Genomic DNA, 16,491 nt, shown 5'->3' on the forward strand with positions numbered 1-16,491 from the left:
CCGGCTAGGGGCGCGGCGCCGGCCGCGCCCCTCGCCGTTTTGCTAGTTAGTCGGTTTTGCTAGTTAGTCGGTTGTCCTAGCTAGTCTGTACTAATAGGAAAGGCTAGCGAGGGAGGAAATAGTGGTGGAAAATCCCCAGGAACTACTCGAATTCTTGGATCCGGAACAGCGGCGCGTGGCCACAACTTTGCGGGGCCCGGTAGTGGTGCGGGCAGGTGCCGGCACCGGAAAAACGCGGGCGATCACGTACCGGATCGCGTACGGCGTCGCCACGGGAGAGTACCACCCGAATAATGTGCTCGCGGTAACTTTCACTTCGCGTGCGGCGGGGGAGATGCGCTCCCGCCTGCGCGACTTGGGAGTTGGTGGTGTAGCGGCACAAACTTTCCACGCGGCAGCTTTGCGCCAGCTGTCTTATTTTTGGGGAACGGCCGTGGGTGGAAAAATCCCGCCAATCAGCGAATCGAAATCTCCCTTAGTCTCCCAGGCAGCCGCACAATTGGGGATGCCAACAGACCGGGTTTCGGTGCGTGATTTGAGCGCCGAAATCGAGTGGGCGAAGGTTACTTTGGTGACGCCTGAAAAGTATGCGGAACGGGCCACCGCCGCCGGGCGTACCGATATTGCGGGGCAAACTCCGGAAATGATCGCCCAGCTGCTCCATAAATACGAAGACGTAAAAACTGAACGCGGCGTAATCGATTTTGAAGACGTTATCCTCCTACTCATTGGCGTGCTCTTGGATCGTGCGGATATTGCGCGGGAAATCCGCGCCCAATACCGCTATTTCGTGGTGGATGAATATCAGGACGTTTCGCCCCTGCAACATCGCCTGCTCCAACTTTGGTTAGGCGGGCGGAAAGACATTTGCGTGGTGGGGGATGTTTCCCAAACGATTTATTCGTTTACGGGTGCTTCGAGCTGGTATTTAGCGAATTTCGTGAAGGAGTTCCCGGAAGCGAAAGAAATCGAGTTGGTGCGTGATTATCGTTCGACGCCGCAAATCGTGGAAGCGGCCAATACGATCATTGCCGATGATGAAAGCGAAGGGGCAGTACATCTAGTTTCCCAAGTGGCTTCCGGGCAACCGGTGGAATACCGCGAATATGAGGATGAAGAAGCTGAGGCCACGGAAATTGCGGAACAGATTGCGCGCGCCCAACAAGATGGCACGCTGCTTTCCGATATTGCGATCCTGTATCGGACCAATGCGCAGTCGGCAGAGTTTGAGACCGCGCTGGGCCGGGCCGGAATTTCCTACCAGGTGAAAGGATCGGAGAAATTCTTTTCCCGGCGGGAAGTACGCGAAGCCATGGTTGCTTTGCGGACGGCCGCCCGGGCTGGCGTAACCGGGGAACTGGCGGAAAATGTGCGAAGCGTGCTGCGGCAAACGGGGTGGCGGGATGAAGCTCCCGAAGGTGGCGGTTCGGCCCGGGAACGTTGGGAAGCACTGCATGCCTTGCTGGTGCTCGCGCAAGATATGGAAGAAAAACGCGGGGCCGATTTACGCGAATTTGTGGCTGACCTAGAAGAACGCTCCCAGTTGCAAAACGTGCCGGAAATAGAAGGGGTCACGCTTTCTTCTTTGCACGCCGCGAAAGGTTTGGAGTGGGAACGGGTATACCTGGCGGGTATGAGTGAAGGGCTCATGCCGATCTCCTTGGCAAAAACTCCGCGCGCCTTGGCAGAAGAACGCCGGCTTCTTTATGTAGGGGTTACGCGGGCTAAGGATTTCTTGCAAGTTTCCTATGCGAAAGGGCGTAATAGTCGCGGCCGGAAGGCTTCCCGTTTCCTAGACCAACTGTGGCCAAAACCGGAAAGCCCGGCTACGGAATGGCGGCGGGGCCGGCGGGAACGGCGCGCCGCGGCAGATAAAGAGTTCCGCGAAAACTATGCCGCAGACGTACCCCTGTTTGAGGCCCTCGTGCAGTGGCGTGCCGATATGGCCCAAGCAATCGATAAACCCGCATACACGGTTTTCCATGACACCACGCTCCGCGCCCTCGCGATAAGCAAACCGGCCAGCATGGAAGAACTCGGGAAAATTCGTGGTATCGGGCCAGCCAAACTCGCCCGCTGGGGAGAAGAACTCCTCCGCGTCCTCAGCACCGGGCAGCCCTAAACACGGAGCGTGGCCGTGAACGCGGGTAGCTCTGAACGCGGGTAGCTCGGGATTCCCGCCGGGGCGATGGAACTATCGGTCCGAAATCACGGTGGGTGATTCGGATACCAGTGGAGCAGGTTGCGGAATGTCCAGGGGAGGGAAATCTGTGGCAGTACAGGCGCAGGTAGCGCCAGGGCGGATCACGGCCAGGCCCGGGATGCCCGGCGGGGGCGGAATTCGCAGTTGCTGGTCGCACAGCTCTAGGCAGCATAGGGCTCGCGCGGCCAACAAAGCGGCATGCTGCAGTTCCAAAAGTGGGGCAAAACCGGGCGGCCGCGTAAAAAGCTGCGGGCTAATATAAGCCCACTCCGGATCCGCATCAACTCGGTGCTCATACACGCACCGGGCACAAGCACTCTGGCCCGGCACCACATACGGCCCGACCGTTACGTCCACATCTTCCGAACACACCAGTAAATGCGGGATACCCGCCTGGAAGAAAATATCGCATTCCAAGGGATTAATCGCCCCGGCCGCAGTCACCACCGCCGCGTCCACCACAACCTCCGCTGCGGTGGCCCGCCCCCGCGTAGTAGCAACAGTTTTCGTGTTTAGGGGATCGGTAGTCACCGTGATTTCCAGTTGCAAATCGCGCATCCCCAAAGCTCCGCGCATCGCCTCCACGCGCGTACCAGTGCCTATCTGGCTCACGTTTAATAACGCCGGATGGTCCGCAAAACCCGTGGGTGCGGCGTCGAAAGTAACCACACTGGCCGCACCGGCAAGCGCCAGGGCAAACACGATTTCTACGCCCAAAGGATCTAAGCGCGGCACGCAAATATGCCTTCCCACAACCGGTGCCAGCATGCCACCTGCATCACCAGTTTCAGCTTGGCTCTCGGCGCCGCCCGTTTCCAGATTATCTGCCGCGCTCGCGGCCAGCGCTTCACTGCTTGAGGCGGTACCAGGGAGTGAATTAGGGGCGGTTCCGGGGAGCCGGCTGGAGCCGGTGCCAGGAAGAGAAGTGGAGGCAGTGCCGGGGCGGGGACTGGAGCTGGTATCGGGAAGCGAGTTGGAGCCGGTACCGGGAGACGAATTAGAGCTGGTATCGGGAAGCGAGAGCGGGTGGTCAATTACGCGGGCACGGTGCAGTAGCTCTAATAATTCGTAGAGGCGGTCTGTATTGAGGCCATGTTGTTGGGCGAGCCGAGTTATTTCCGGTAGTGATCTATCGACGGTTAGCGCGGAAATGAAATCTTGTTCGCGCGCCGAAAGGCCAGCGATCACCACTCCGGCGCGCGGATCAGTGCCAATCTGCAAGGCCGCGCGGTTGCGCCAATAAACACCCAAACGAGATTTGATCTTCATGGGCGCAGACTAGACCGCTTGACCACACCCGCCAACTCCCAATCCACAGGTCAGCTACCCACGGGCAGGCCTGCAGGTGTGCCAGCGGTGCCAATCCAGCCAATCCTGCGTAAGTGGCGCATGCGTAAGTGGCGCAACCGCGCCAATTCGTTATTTCAGCGCAGGCTAGGCTTCCAAGCCGCGCCACGCTGTGCCAAGTGGCAGCCCGCTGTGCCAAGCGGCAGCCCGCTGTGTCAAGCCCCGCTAAACTGCGCAAAGCTGTGCCACGTCGCCGCGCGTTTAGGAAGCGGGCGGTGTATTTTCGGGGCCGGAACCTGCGGTCGTATCTGTAGCCGGACCTTCGGCGGAGCTCCCCGCAGCGCCTTCCGCGGAGCTTCTTCCCGCGGTATCTTCGGCGGAGCTTGCCGAGGAATCTTCCGCGGAATCTGCAGCGGAGCCGGTCGCCTCCCCTGGGGCAGAATTGGCACCGGCATCGGCACCGGCATCGGCACCGGCACCGGCATCAGTACCGGCACCGGCCGCGGTGGCCCGTGCATTGGCATCGCCGGTCACGGTTTCGCCCCAGCTGGGCTCATGCGGAATTGCGGGGTTGGAACCGGAAGTGCTATCCGCGTTACCGGGAGCGGCGTCGTTATCCGCGCCTTCCAACAGTTCAGCCAGGAAAGCATCGAGTTCCTGTTCGAGCGAAGAATCGGTCTCTTCGCTAAAGAAAGCATCAGGGTTGTCCAAATCTTCGGGCGTGGGCAGCAGATCCGGATGGTTCCACAGAGCATCACGGCCGGTAATATCCCGTTCGGCTTTGGCACGCCGCCAAAAAGCGGTGGCTTCCCGCACGCGGCGCGGCGCCAATTCAAACCCTACGAGCGGGCCGAAAGCCTGGTTGAAAGGCGCTTCGGTAGCGTCCCGGCGCACGAAAATTTCGGTGAGTTTGCGGGCGGAAGGCAAGTGGGCAGCTACGGCGTCGGCAGTTACCGCCGCAATCCAGCCCACCACCAAAGAAATCAAGTGTTCCAGGCTGGCTAGCGAAGCTTCCTGTTCCGGGTTCAGTTCGAAAGCAAACACGTCTGTGAGATCGATTTCGGGCACTTGGCCTTCCATCATGTGTTGCGGATCCAAATCCATTTCCCGCACGCTGTTTTCGATCGCTTGCGTATCAATAGAAATTTCGGAAGCAAAAGCGGCCACATTATCCAAAATGCGGGTACGCAACCACGGGACGCGGGAGAAGAGCCGGGCCGCCGCGGTCTCTCGCACCGCGATATACAGCTCCAGTTCGGAAGCCTCAATATCGAGCCCCTCCCCGAAGGCCTCAATATTTTCCGGTACCAAAGCACAAGTCTCGCCCTCGACTAGCGGGAGGCCGGCGTCGGTAGTACCAAAGGAAATTTCGGCCAACTGTGCCAAACCGCCACCGTATTGCACGCCCAGGATGGAAGAAACAATCTGGTCCGTCATGCTGCCAGTTTCTTGGCCGCCCAACATGGATTCGATTATGGCGCGCATTTCTTCGGGGGCGTGCTCCAACTGTTCGGCCATTACTTCGCGGAAAGCGCGCGCAATATTTTCCCCTACCGGTTCGGTGAGTTTCTTAAAGGTAGGTAGGCAGTGGGCCACGAAGTCAAGGCGGCTCCACACTTGGGCCGGGCCGGAAACCGGGCCGATCTCGATCACCGGGTCTAGCCACAGCGAAGCCGTATCCAATGCGGATCGTGCACTTTCCCCTTGCAAAGCAGAAGGCGTGGAAGAACCATTGTGGATCACAGTTTGCCGCGCCACTTGTTCACCCACATGCCAGTTCACCGGGCCATCCCCAGCACTGCCCAGCATCGAACGGATTTGGTTCGTCACGATCTGGAAACTTTGCGGATCGGGCATAGCAGCACCGCCGCCGGGCATACCGCCCGGATTATTGCGCATAGAATCCAGAATCTGCTCGGCGGCTTCGTCTCCTAAAACCGCTCGCAACATCTTCTCGAATTCGTCATTCGGGTTGGCGTCGGCCATTGCTCCTCCTTCATCGCTCGGTTCACACTATTCCAGATTGCGTGGCCAAAGCGAGCAATTTCAGCTTCACGCAACGCCGCCGGGCCGCGGTTTATTCCCTCACGGGTGGTCCGCGGGCAGCTCGCGGGTGGATAATCCGCGGGTAGCTATTCCGTGCGGGGACGGTACCCGCGCGTTCGTTCCGGGCGTGCCCGTTTGCGGGGGCGTGTTTCGCACGTTTCCGCACGCGTTTACCTTTACCTTCCCAAGGTACTAGGAAAGGTATGGGAAATTATCCTATTTTCCAGACTCGTGGTGCATGATGGGCAGGTGGCTAAAGGAACTTTGAGAAGTGGCACGGCTTTCGCCGTCGCCTCCGTTATCGCACTCGTCACCCCGGGCGCATACCTGGTTGAATCTGCCGGGCCCGCTATCGACACCGTGGGGGAGATCGACGGCGTCAAACTCGTGGACATTTCCGGTGCCGAGACTTACCCAACAGAATCAAACTACTACATGACCACGGTATCTGCCGCGGGAAACCCGGATGTGGGTGTGCCCGGTGCCCTGGCCGCGGTGGCCCTGCTCGATAAAAACTCGCAGCTCCTGCCCATTCGTGCCCTCTACCCGCGCTCCTATACGGCCGCGGAAGATGAAGCCCAAAACGAAGCCGCCATGCAAGATTCGCAAACCGTGGCCGCAGATGTTGCTGCCGAACTGGCGGGCCATCCCGTGCGCATGAAACTCACCGTTACCGGAGCTCTGGAAGGAGGCCCGGCCGCGGGAAAGCTCACCGCCGGCGATGTGCTTACCTCACTTAGTGTGCCGGGAAGCGCCGCTGGGAACGCGCCTAGCACCGAGCCGGGCGGCGAGTCTGGTACCGCGGGTGCCGCGGCCGACGGCGCACAACCGGGCGCCACGAAGTCCGTAGAAACTACTAGTTTCTTGCAAATGGCGAAACTGCTTGCACAAACAGTTCCGGGCACCCCCGTTCAGGTGGGATATTTGCGCGAGGGCGAGCCCGGGGAAGTCACAATTGTGACTTCCGCCTACAGTCCCGATCCTTCCGGCTGGGTGAAACCCGGTTCGCAACTGGGCATCGGCGTGACGGTGAGCGACGTCGAATCGCCGGTGCAGGCAAAGTATGCGGTAGAAGATATTGGTGGGCCGAGCGCCGGTTTGATGTTCACGCTCGCTATTTATGACGAGCTCACGCCCGGGTCGCTTGCTGGTAAGGCCACGATTGCCGGGACTGGCACGATGTCTTTCAACGGTGAAGTGGGGCCGATTGGCGGGATTCAACATAAATTGCGCGGCGCGGCGGCGGAAGGGGCTACGGATTTCTTTGCCCCGGCTTTAAACTGCCCGGAAACTGTGGATTGGGAACCGGAAGGCATGAACGTGTGGGCGGTGCGCAATATTCAGGAAGCGATAGCGGCGGCCACACAAATTGGTGCGGGCCAGCGCCCGCAGCTACCCACCTGCCGCGAGCTTGTGGAAGCTGCCCCGCACGTGCCAGATGCCTCTCCTGCGGATGACGCCCCTCCTGTAGCGGACGCAGAATAAAACCTGCCGAGCAAAACCGGGCAGGTGCGGGTAGGGGCGTGCAGGGGCGTGCAGGGGCGTGCAGGCCCTTCCTGCGGCGGACGCAGAGTAAACCCCTGGTAGGTATAGGCGAAAATATTTTTCGCTGAAGAAAGTTTTGCCCACATATCTAGCGTGGAAACTGGTTCCGCTGCCTGCGGTCGGTTATCGTTTAACAGATTGTAGGAAAAGCCGTGTGCGAAAGAACACGGAAACGTTAGGACTTCAGCTTGACTACTTACCAGACTTCGACGCGCACGCGCCGATCAGGGGGATTGGGAGCATTCATCCCCACGCTGGTGATCCTTGCTCTTATCGTGGCGGCGCTTGTGGTTACCGCAAACGTCTACACGGAAGTGCAATGGTATTCCCAGCTCGGTGCAGTGCGGGTTTTCTTCACCCAGTGGGGGTGGGCGCTGGCGCTCGGCGTTATCGGCGTCGTACTGACGATGGCCACGGTGATCGTCAACCTTCGCGCTACGAAACCAAAACAGGCAGATTCGGTTTCAATTCCGGCGAATGTGCTGCGCTACCGTAACCTGGCCGAAAAACACAAGTGGCTTACGTATTTGATTTTGCCCTTTGCGATTGCCCTGCTTTTTGGGGCGCCGCTGGCCGGGGAATGGCGCACTTATCTCACGTGGATTAATCGCACGCCCTTTGGGGAGGTGGATCCGCAGTTCGGCCGCGAGGTTAGCTTCTACGTTTTCACTTTGCCGGTAATTCAGTCGATTCTGACCTTCTTCACCACGCTGATTATTGTGGCGGCCGCGGTGGCTGCCATCGGGCACTACCTGTATGGCGGAATTAGCGTGGAAGATGGCAAGTTCCGCACCACGAACCGGGCGCGCGTACATTTGACGATCCTCGGCTTCCTTCTCATTTTGATTTTCGCGGCGCAGCTGTGGATTTCCCGGTACAACCTATTGCTGGGAGAAAATGAACGTTTCTCGGGTGCTTCTTACACGGATATTAATGCGGTCTTGCCGGGCCGAACGATCCTGGCGATTCTGCTGCTGATTATTGCCGTGCTTTTTGTGGTTTCGGCCTTGCGCGGCATGTGGCGGTTGGTGACCACGGGCGTGATCGTGGCGGTAGTTTCCGCGCTGGCCGTGGGTTGGGCCTGGCCGCAGCTCGTGCAAAGCTTCCAGGTACGGCCGAACGCAATCGAAGCTGAATCCCCGTACATTCAGCGCAATATTGATGCGACTTTGAAGGCCTACGGGATGGACGATATTGAGACCAAGTCCTACCAGGCCCGTACGGAAGCCGAGTCTGGGCTGCTTGCGGGGGATGCGGAAGCAACCGCACAAATTCGGCTCCTCGATCCGAATATTGTTTCCCCCACCTTTAACCAGATGCAGCAAAACCGGCAGTACTATGCCTTCCCGCAGCAGTTGGCGGTAGATCGCTACCAGCTGCCGGATGAAAAAGAAGGGGTTTTGCGCGATACCGTAATTGGCGTGCGTGCCTTGAACTTGGATGGCTTAGATCCCAACCAGCGCACCTGGATTAACGAACACACGGTGTATACGCACGGTTTCGGTGTAGCGGCCGCTTACGGTAATACGACGACGACGCAAGGCCAGCCGCAGTTCTTCCAGGCTGGTATTGCGGCCGATGGTCAGGCTTCCATCAACAAGCTGGGCGACTATGAGCCGCGCGTGTACTTCGGCCAAAACTTGCCGGAGTATTCGATCGTGGGCGCCCCGGAAGGTACGGAACCGTGGGAAATTGATTACCCTTCCGATTCTGCGGGCGGGCAACAGTACAACACCTATGACGGTAACGGCGGTCCCTCGGTGGGCGGGATTTGGAACAAGCTAATGTATGCGATCAAATACCGCTCTACGGACATCATGTTCTCGGACCGGGTTACCGATGAATCCCAGATTCTGTTCGTGCGTGATCCGAAGGAACGCGTGCAGCGCGTAGCCCCCTACCTGACGCTTGATTCCCGGGTGTACCCGGCCGTGGTGGATATGGATGGGAATCCGGATACGCCGAAGCGGCTGGTGTGGATGGTAGATGGTTATACGACGTCGAACTCCTACCCGTATTCGGCACGCGAATCTTTGCAAGAAGCGACGGTGGATGCGCTGACCGGGCAGGTGCAGCAATCCGCGCAGGTCAACTACATCCGCAATTCGGTGAAGGCCGTGGTGGATGCTTATGACGGTTCGGTGACTTTGTACCAGTGGGATGCGGAAGATCCGATTCTGAACGCGTGGGACCGTATTTTCCCGGGCATGCTCACCCCGGTTTCGGAAATGCCGGGTGATCTTATGGCTCACGTGCGTTATCCGGAGGATCTGTTCAAGGTGCAGCGCCAGTTGCTCACGCGTTACCACGTGACGGATCCGGGTTCGTTCTACACCACCGGTGACTTCTGGAATATTCCGACCGATCCGGGGGCTACGACGACTACCCAGCAGGGAGCTTTTGTTACGAACCAGCCGGAGGCGGGCGCCGGAGTGGCCCAGCCGCCCTACTATTTGACCTTGCAAATGCCGGGGCAAGATAGTGCCGAGTTCTCGCTTTCTACGCCCTTTATTCCGGGTGGGCAAACCAACCGGAATATTATGACGGGCTTCTTGGCCGTCGATTCGAATGCGGGTAATGAGGACGGCAAGATCCGCGAAGGTTACGGGAAGATGCGGCTCTTGGAGCTGCCGCGAGATTTGACGGTGCCGGGTCCCGGCCAGGCGCAGAATAACTTCTTGGCGGATGAGAACGTATCCCGGCAGTTGAATCTGCTCAACCAGGGTGGTACCCAGGTGCGGCTCGGTAACTTGCTGACCTTGCCCGTGGGTGGGGGCATGTTGTACGTGCAGCCCGTGTTCGTGCAGGCTTCTTCGGGTACGAGCTACCCGTTGATGCAGTACGTGCTCACGGCCTTCGGGGATTCCAATAGAATCGGTTTCGCGCCCACTTTGCAGGAATCTTTGGATCAAACCTTCGGTGGTGATTCCGGTGCTAAAGCCGGGGATGCCGCGCTGGAAGATTCGAAGAGCGACCGCGTACCGCCAGCAGCGCGAGGCGATGGCAAGGACGCGCAGGATGGAGCCACGCCGGCTCCGAAGTCGCAAGCGCCGAAGGATAAGCCCACTGCCGCGCCAACGCCTGGCGAGGCGGCAGCGCCCGCCCCGGCAGCGGACGCTCCGGCACAGGATCGGCTGAACGCAGCGTTGAGCGATATGCAAGCGGCCGTAACGGAAGCGGAAGAGGCTATGAAGAAGGGCGATTGGGCCGGCTACGGAGCCGCTCAAAACAAGCTCCAAAAGGCCCTGGACCAAGCCGTAGCCGCGGACAAGGAACTCCGGCCTTAAGAAGTAGGGCACTCCGCCCTAAATAAAAGGGGCGCCGCTGACTTCGGCACTAAGCGCCGTTAAGGTGGCGCCGCTCGCTTCGGCACTAAGCGCCGTCTCTGAAACTAAGGCCGGTTTGACTACAGGCGGGGCACGTTCAATCGTGAACGTGCCCCGCCTGCTTTGTTTTTCCCTTTTACTTCCTAGTACGCGGCCCTTGTTTCCCGGTACGCGGCTTTCTGGTGCGCGGCCTCATGCCGCGAGACTTCATGTTGTGCGGCTTCCGAATGCGCGATGCGCGATGTTACTCAAAACACCTTGCGGTTTTGATGAAAGGTGAGTAATATAGATATCTGTCGCCGCGGGGTGGAGCAGTTCGGTAGCTCGCCGGGCTCATAACCCGGAGGTCGTTGGTTCAAATCCAGCCCCCGCCACTACTGAGGAAGCCTCAGAACCTTTTGGTTCTGGGGCTTTTATCATTTCTACTGTTTCTTCTGGTGCAATGTGGGGCGTATTGGCCTGTGGCTATTGCAGACAGGTACGTCGAAAAGATAGGCCCCTACCAGATGGACCCGATAAAGTTGTAGGCCGCATTGTCGCGGCGTCAACAGCCTCAAACGTTCGCCAGATTCGCGTGGGATGGTTCGGTGGTGAGCCGATGATGGGCTGCCGCAGAATGGTTGAGGTTTCGGAGAAGGTAAGAAGCTCAATTTCTAGAGATGCAATCTATGGGGCAACAATAATAACGAACGGGTCTCTTCTCACAGTTTCGAAAATTAAAGCTTTGGCAGAGGCGTGTGCAGTTGATCAGATTGTTGTAACGTTAAACGGCCCGGCGTATTGCGAGTTTTGTTTCATTTAGTGGCGAGGCGTCGGCTCGGCGGTTTGAGGCGGAGGTGGTTTCCGCAATGATTCAGGGCTTGGACGTGAACCCCCTCGTTAACGGAGTAAGAAAACTCGTTAGCGGAGCAAGAAAAGCGGTAACTGCCGGGAAGCGGGCTAATGAAAGTCTCTAAAGGAGAGAACCACGTGAAAATATGGTGGATTGGCCACCTCTGGCGTATTTCTGGAGCCTGGGGGCGTACGGCCCTGCTAGCTATGCTGGCGCAAGCGGCTTGCGCAGCTGCCCTGCCCCTCATTTTCGGTTTGCTCACTCAAGCCGTACTAGATGGCGCCCAACTTCGCGCCATCTGGGGATATCTTGCGGCAGTAGCCGGGCTACTTATTGCCAGCGGGATTTTGGAGCCGATCTCCGAGTATTTGATTGGGCGCGGCACCAGCTACGCCCTCGAAAACTTGCACCGCGACTGGTTCCGCACAATCCTTGCCGTGCCTCCCGCGCAGCTATCGGCCCCGCAAATCTCGCGCACCACCAAGGATCTTTCGCGCTGGGAGGTCACCGACGCCCTCGATAACGCCTGCACGGTCGTCTTCTACCGCATGAGCGGATTCCTTTCTTTCCTGCTCATTGCCCAGTGGAATATCTGGATCGCGATTCTCCTAGCCGGCGCACAGGTAATCTTGGGATACATAAGCCTTGGGTGGTCACGAAGCCTCGAGAGTGCTCCGCCCGCTGCCCAGGCGCGCTCAGATTACTATTACGCCCTGCTCACGCGCTCAACTAATGCGCGCGAACTCCGTATTTTTGGCACGGCCAAGATCTTCTTGCGGCGTTTCGAAGAGTATTGGCGCCAGTACAAGGCATCCGGCCTGGGTGCGGTTTCCGGGCAGGCGCGCCGCGTATTCCTGGTTGCCATCCTCGTTTTCCTTGCCTACCTGGGAGGTTTCGTGGCTCTAGCGTTGAGCGCCGGGACGGGAGCCACCACTGCCGGTACCGTGGTAACGGTTGTCGGTGCGGCCATGAATCTCACCGGCCTGGGCATGATCGGTTCTTCCGCGATTATCTACAGTGTGTACAACGGCGTCGTCGGCCGCCTCACCCAATTCCGCGCGCTACGCACGCAGCCGAGCCCTGCGCTATCGGCACCGCCAACCGCGCGCGCTGATTCACTGGATGCCGGCTCGATACGCCCGCCGAAGGTGGAGATCGATCATCTTTCCTTTAGTTACGACCCGGAAAATTCCGCCCCGGTGATCGCTGACCTGAGCCTCGTTTTAGAGCCAGGTACGACGACGGCGCTGGTGGGCGTCAACGGTTCCGGGAAATCAACACTGATTAAGCTCCTCACTGGTTTAGAAACTCCGGACGCTGGAAAAATCAGCATCGACGGAGGGGCGCCGCGTGGGCAAGCAGCGGTCGTTTTCCAATCCCCAACTCGTTATCCCTTCGGGGCGCTCGCGAATATTCAGCTTGGCCAAGAGTTTCCAGGTGTAGACGTAACGGATATTGCACAGGCTGCCGGAGTGGACGCGCAGTGGCTCACGAGCGGCGAGAAAACGGCGGAAAAGACCGGCTTTTCCGGCGGGCAGTGGCAACGCATTGCCTTGGCCCGGTGCCTGTACTTCGCGCGCGGACGCGGCGGGCTCGTGATCCTCGATGAGCCGACCTCAGCCATGGACCCGATTTTTGAACGCGACCTTTTCGCAGATTTCCGCACGCTGACCAGCGGGCTCACAACATTGCTCGTCACGCATAGGTTGGGATCGGTAAAAAGCGTTGATCGGATCTTGGTTTTGGATGGGGGCCGGATTACCGAAGACGGCACCCACGAAGAACTCATGGCACAACATGGCACCTATTACCACATGTTCGAAACCCAGCGGCACCTGTATGCCGATCAGCCCGAAACAACCGAAAGCGAACCGGAGGAAGAAGCTGGAATGTCGCACGTGACCGGCATCCGCACGCGGCACGTTGCCGGCACCAGCACGCGGGAAACAGCCGGAATGCCCCAAGCTGCTGGCACTAACGCACATACCCGCAGCACATCGGAAGTCGCTCATACTTCGCACAACGGACAGGAGAGTGAGTAGTCGTGCGTGCAACAGAACCGCAAGCATCGGATAGTTCGCAGTCTTCTCCACCAGCACGGATGTCTTCACCGCGCGATATTTCCCGCGCCCGCGCCGTCTCGGACGTGATGCGCCGAGCCTGGCGCAGTGCTCGCGAAGCTTTCCTGCTGGCCCTCATTGAGCCTCTAGCGGCTCTGACCGGAGGGCTTGCCCCGGTATTCGTCACTCTCATGGTGGAAGGAGCATTACAACATAATGCGCAGCTGATGGGCATCTGCGCCGGGATTCTAGCCGGCGTCGTTTTCCTCAATATTTGCGCCACCGTGGTAGGTACGACGGCGCGGCTCAACGTGATCCGTGCGGTCGGGCATTCCTATGATGCTTCGATCGCCCGCGGGCTCGCGGCAGTTCCGTATGTAGACCAGTTGGCCGAACCACAACTAGCTGCCGCAACTCAATTGCTCACGCAAAGAGCCGGGTTGCTCGCGCAGATCGCGAATGGGTGGCTCTCTGCTTTGCGGATCATCATGCAATTCATTGGAGTTGCGGTTTCGGCAGTTTTAATCTGGCCGTGGCTGGTGGTGATTCCTCTCGGGGCAATCCCCGCGCTGCTGATAGAAAACCGTTTAGACGCCGTGGATGAGCAGGCAGAAACGGCCTCAGCAAGCAAGGAAGAGCGCCGCGATCTTCTCTACGAGACTGTAGAAACACCGCTGGCACGTAATGAAAGCACCCTGTGGCATGCCGGCGCGTATCTGCGCGACCGGTTCGCAAAAACGCTGCGGGGTTGGCGTGCGCCTTATGACCGAGCGGCTGGTACCCGATATCGGGCCATGGCCTTGCCCACGCTCATCGTCCCACTCGTTACCGCCGTCGTCATTATCTTCTTGACCTTGCGGATCACGACGGGCGCAGCCATGGCTTCGGCCCTGGCCGGTGCCTTCCTCGTTACTTTGCAGCTCAAGGACGTTACTTGGGCGGTACCGCAGTTGCTACGCGGTTTGCTCGGCTCAACGCGGGCGGTCCGCCGCGCCCTGTGGGTGGAAGAGCAGTGCGCCCACTACGCGGCTACCTCCACCACCGAAGAACGCCACGCAAACGCGGGCAGCGTTGCCGAAACTGCTCGGGAAAACACAACGGAAGCGCCCGCCTGCCGCGAGCAGACGAAGGTTGCGGGCCAGGGCCACGCGGAAGTGGCAGGCCAGCCTCCGGTTTCCGCGGCGCCCTCGCAGGCATGCGCGGTGGCCCTGCGCTGCGAGGGCTTGACGTATCGATATCCGGGCACGGAAGAAAATGCGCTCCACGATGTAAACATTGAGATTCCGGCCGGGAGCACGGTTGCTTTGGTCGGCCGCAACGGATCCGGGAAAACCACCTTCCTTGATCTTGCGCTCGGACTACGGCAACCAAGCGCCGGCGTATGCGAGTGGGAAGGTGAGGCCACCGGCGTCGCCGCGACTTTACAGGACTTCTTACGTTACGAAGCAACAGTCATGGAAAACGTGGCCTTCTCACGCGACCGGGTGGCGAAGCTGGCCAACCGGGCTAAGGAACCAAACCTCGTGCAAGAACCGAAGGCCGGTCAGGATGCAAACCTCACGCGGGAAGCTGATCCGGTGCGCGCAGCGCTGGAGGAAGTGCAACTTGGGGGCGTGCTTGCGGATTTGCCGGAGGGTGAAGACACCGTGCTCGGCACTCGTTGGCAAGGTGCGCATGACCTTTCGGGCGGGCAATGGCAACGCCTGGCGGTGGCTCGCGCGCGCTTCCAATTGCGGTACGCGCAGGCCGGAAGAATTGCCTACGACGAAGCCTCGAGTGCCCTAGACGCGTTTGCGGAAGAGCAACTGGCGAAGGTGTTCCTCGATAAAACCGGGCACGCGAACGTTACTTTCTACGTCACGCACAGGATGAGTATCGCCAAGAACGCGGACCTGATTCTTGTGTGGCACAACGGCGAAATTCTGGAATCGGGTACACATGCCGCCTTGATGGCGCAGGGCGGGCTCTACAGAGAAATGTTCGAAGCACAGGCGACCGGGCTTCACGAAGCCTGAATTGGGCCCTACCTGGAGATTGACCGGTTTGTTGTAGCAAAAGAAAACGAAGAAGGCCCCCACGCAAAGTGGACATGGGGGTGATTGGGATTACCCTTGTTTTGTTGATACTGGATTAGAGGGATTGTCGGTGGGGTGGTGGTTTCCACTCGCGTCTGGGCTTTCATTTCTATTGCGGATCGGCGCGCGGATCTGATGGTGTTACGGGGAGAGCGTGAATAATTCCTACGGGGAGGCCTTTGTTTAGCAGACACTTTCCGTGGCTACTCCGAATGTCTCATACAGTTCCGGTAGCAGTACTTGTCATTTTGTGTCGCCCGCATGGGCCGGGCTAGTTTTTAGGACCGGTCGGTTTGAGTGCCTTCCTGGGTTTGGTGCCATTGGTTGGCGTATTCAGTCGGTGGGATAAATCCTAGGCTCGAATGCGGATGATGCGTGTTGTAACGCTCTGACCACAGTCGCAGGCAGTGCGACGCGTGGGCAGGGTCGTCGAACATCTCGTCTTCTAGCAGCTCGTCACGTAGCCGGTTGTGGAAGGACTCCACAAACCCGTTATGCCAGGGCATTCCCGGTGGGATGAACGCTTCGATAGTGTCTTGCTTGGCTGCCCATTGAGTCAGCTCTTGGCTGATGAACTCCGGGCCGTTATCCATACGCAATACCCGAGGTCTACCACCACGCACAGTGGCTAAATTCTCCAGCAGGTCAATCACCGCAGTAGCGGTAATTGACCGAGCGACCTCGAAACCAACATGCTCACGGGTGAACTCGTCGATCACGTTGCAGATCTTGAAGGTTTTGCCCTGGTAGTCACTATCAAACTGGAAGTCCAGCGCCCACACTTGCCCCGGACACGTCGCTGGCTGCGTGCGGGGTGTTGGCACGGGCAAGCAGCGTCGCTTAGCAGCTTTGCGAGGAAAGACCCGCAGACCCTCCTGGCGCCACAGGCGGCGCACCACATCACGGCCACAGGTAAAGCCGGCCTGTCGGGCTTTCACCCAAGCGCGGCGATAGCCCCAGCGTCGGTACTCACCAGCGAAGGTGACCAGCCAACTGCGCAAAGCGGCGTACTTATCCGCGCTAGGCTTCTGGTGGCGTTTGCGGGCGTTGTAGTACGCCGCTGTGGATACCCCGACGACCCGGCAGGCAAAGCGCACCGAATAACCCACAGATAGAG

8 protein-coding genes and 1 tRNA gene are annotated in these 16,491 nt (G+C 59.1%); 6 read left to right on the forward strand and 3 right to left on the reverse strand.

The genetic code is table 11. The features are described 5' to 3' along the window. Window positions 1–124 precede the first annotated feature (124 nt). Window positions 125–2,122, forward strand: coding sequence for an ATP-dependent DNA helicase UvrD2 (locus tag BLT47_RS08170; RefSeq protein WP_074663653.1), 1,998 nt, complete (start codon window positions 125–127; stop codon window positions 2,120–2,122). Between the two features lie 72 nt (window positions 2,123–2,194). On the opposite strand, the gene BLT47_RS08175 is transcribed toward BLT47_RS08170, so the two are convergent. Together BLT47_RS08175 and BLT47_RS08180 are read right to left on the reverse strand one after the other, a co-directional pair. Then, a complete protein-coding gene (locus BLT47_RS08175) occupies window positions 2,195–3,472 on the reverse strand; it encodes a hypothetical protein (protein ID WP_074663657.1) in 1,278 nt (425 codons plus the stop codon). A 279-nt stretch (window positions 3,473–3,751) separates the two neighbouring features. Continuing rightward, on the reverse strand, window positions 3,752–5,476 hold the full coding sequence (locus BLT47_RS08180; RefSeq protein ID WP_083330177.1) for a zinc-dependent metalloprotease: 1,725 nt from the start codon (window positions 5,474–5,476) through the stop codon (window positions 3,752–3,754). A gap of 309 nt (window positions 5,477–5,785) precedes the next feature. Between BLT47_RS08180 and BLT47_RS08185 the strand changes: the two genes are divergently transcribed. The 5 genes from BLT47_RS08185 to BLT47_RS08205 all read left to right on the forward strand — a co-directional run bounded on the left by BLT47_RS08185 (window position 5,786) and on the right by BLT47_RS08205 (window position 15,314). After that, window positions 5,786–7,021 carry a YlbL family protein gene (locus BLT47_RS08185; protein WP_083330179.1) on the forward strand — a complete coding sequence of 412 codons (1,236 nt, stop codon included), beginning with the start codon at window positions 5,786–5,788 and terminating at the stop codon, window positions 7,019–7,021. A gap of 293 nt (window positions 7,022–7,314) precedes the next feature. Then, a complete protein-coding gene (locus tag BLT47_RS08190; RefSeq protein ID WP_256332588.1) occupies window positions 7,315–10,368 on the forward strand; it encodes a UPF0182 family membrane protein in 3,054 nt (1,017 codons plus the stop codon). A gap of 339 nt (window positions 10,369–10,707) precedes the next feature. Beyond that, window positions 10,708–10,781 (forward strand) — tRNA-Met (locus tag BLT47_RS08195). A gap of 568 nt (window positions 10,782–11,349) precedes the next feature. Further along, entirely contained in the window at window positions 11,350–13,281 is a 1,932-nt protein-coding gene (locus tag BLT47_RS08200; RefSeq protein ID WP_049619653.1) for an ATP-binding cassette domain-containing protein, read from the forward strand. A 2-nt stretch (window positions 13,282–13,283) separates the two neighbouring features. Further along, the gene (locus BLT47_RS08205) at window positions 13,284–15,314 is read left to right on the forward strand and encodes an ATP-binding cassette domain-containing protein (protein ID WP_074663665.1); all 2,031 of its coding nucleotides are present in this window, start codon (window positions 13,284–13,286) and stop codon (window positions 15,312–15,314) included. 338 nt (window positions 15,315–15,652) lie between these two features. On the opposite strand, the gene BLT47_RS08210 is transcribed toward BLT47_RS08205, so the two are convergent. Beyond that, a partial coding sequence (locus BLT47_RS08210) for an IS3 family transposase (protein WP_143021821.1) occupies window positions 15,653–16,491 on the reverse strand: 839 nt, incomplete at its 5' end.

The organism is Actinobaculum suis, from assembly GCF_900102025.1.
Classification (GTDB): Bacteria; Actinomycetota; Actinomycetes; order Actinomycetales; family Actinomycetaceae; genus Actinobaculum; species Actinobaculum suis.

What these genes read in the sequence shown, in the direction of transcription:
- BLT47_RS08175 (WP_074663657.1), bottom strand. Translation starts at nt 3,472, where the DNA reads ATGAAGATCAAATCTCGTTTGGGTGTTTATTGGCGCAACCGCGCGGCC.
- BLT47_RS08180 (WP_083330177.1), bottom strand. Translation starts at nt 5,476, where the DNA reads ATGGCCGACGCCAACCCGAATGACGAATTCGAGAAGATGTTGCGAGCG.
- BLT47_RS08200 (WP_049619653.1), top strand. Translation starts at nt 11,350, where the DNA reads ATGAAAGTCTCTAAAGGAGAGAACCACGTGAAAATATGGTGGATTGGC.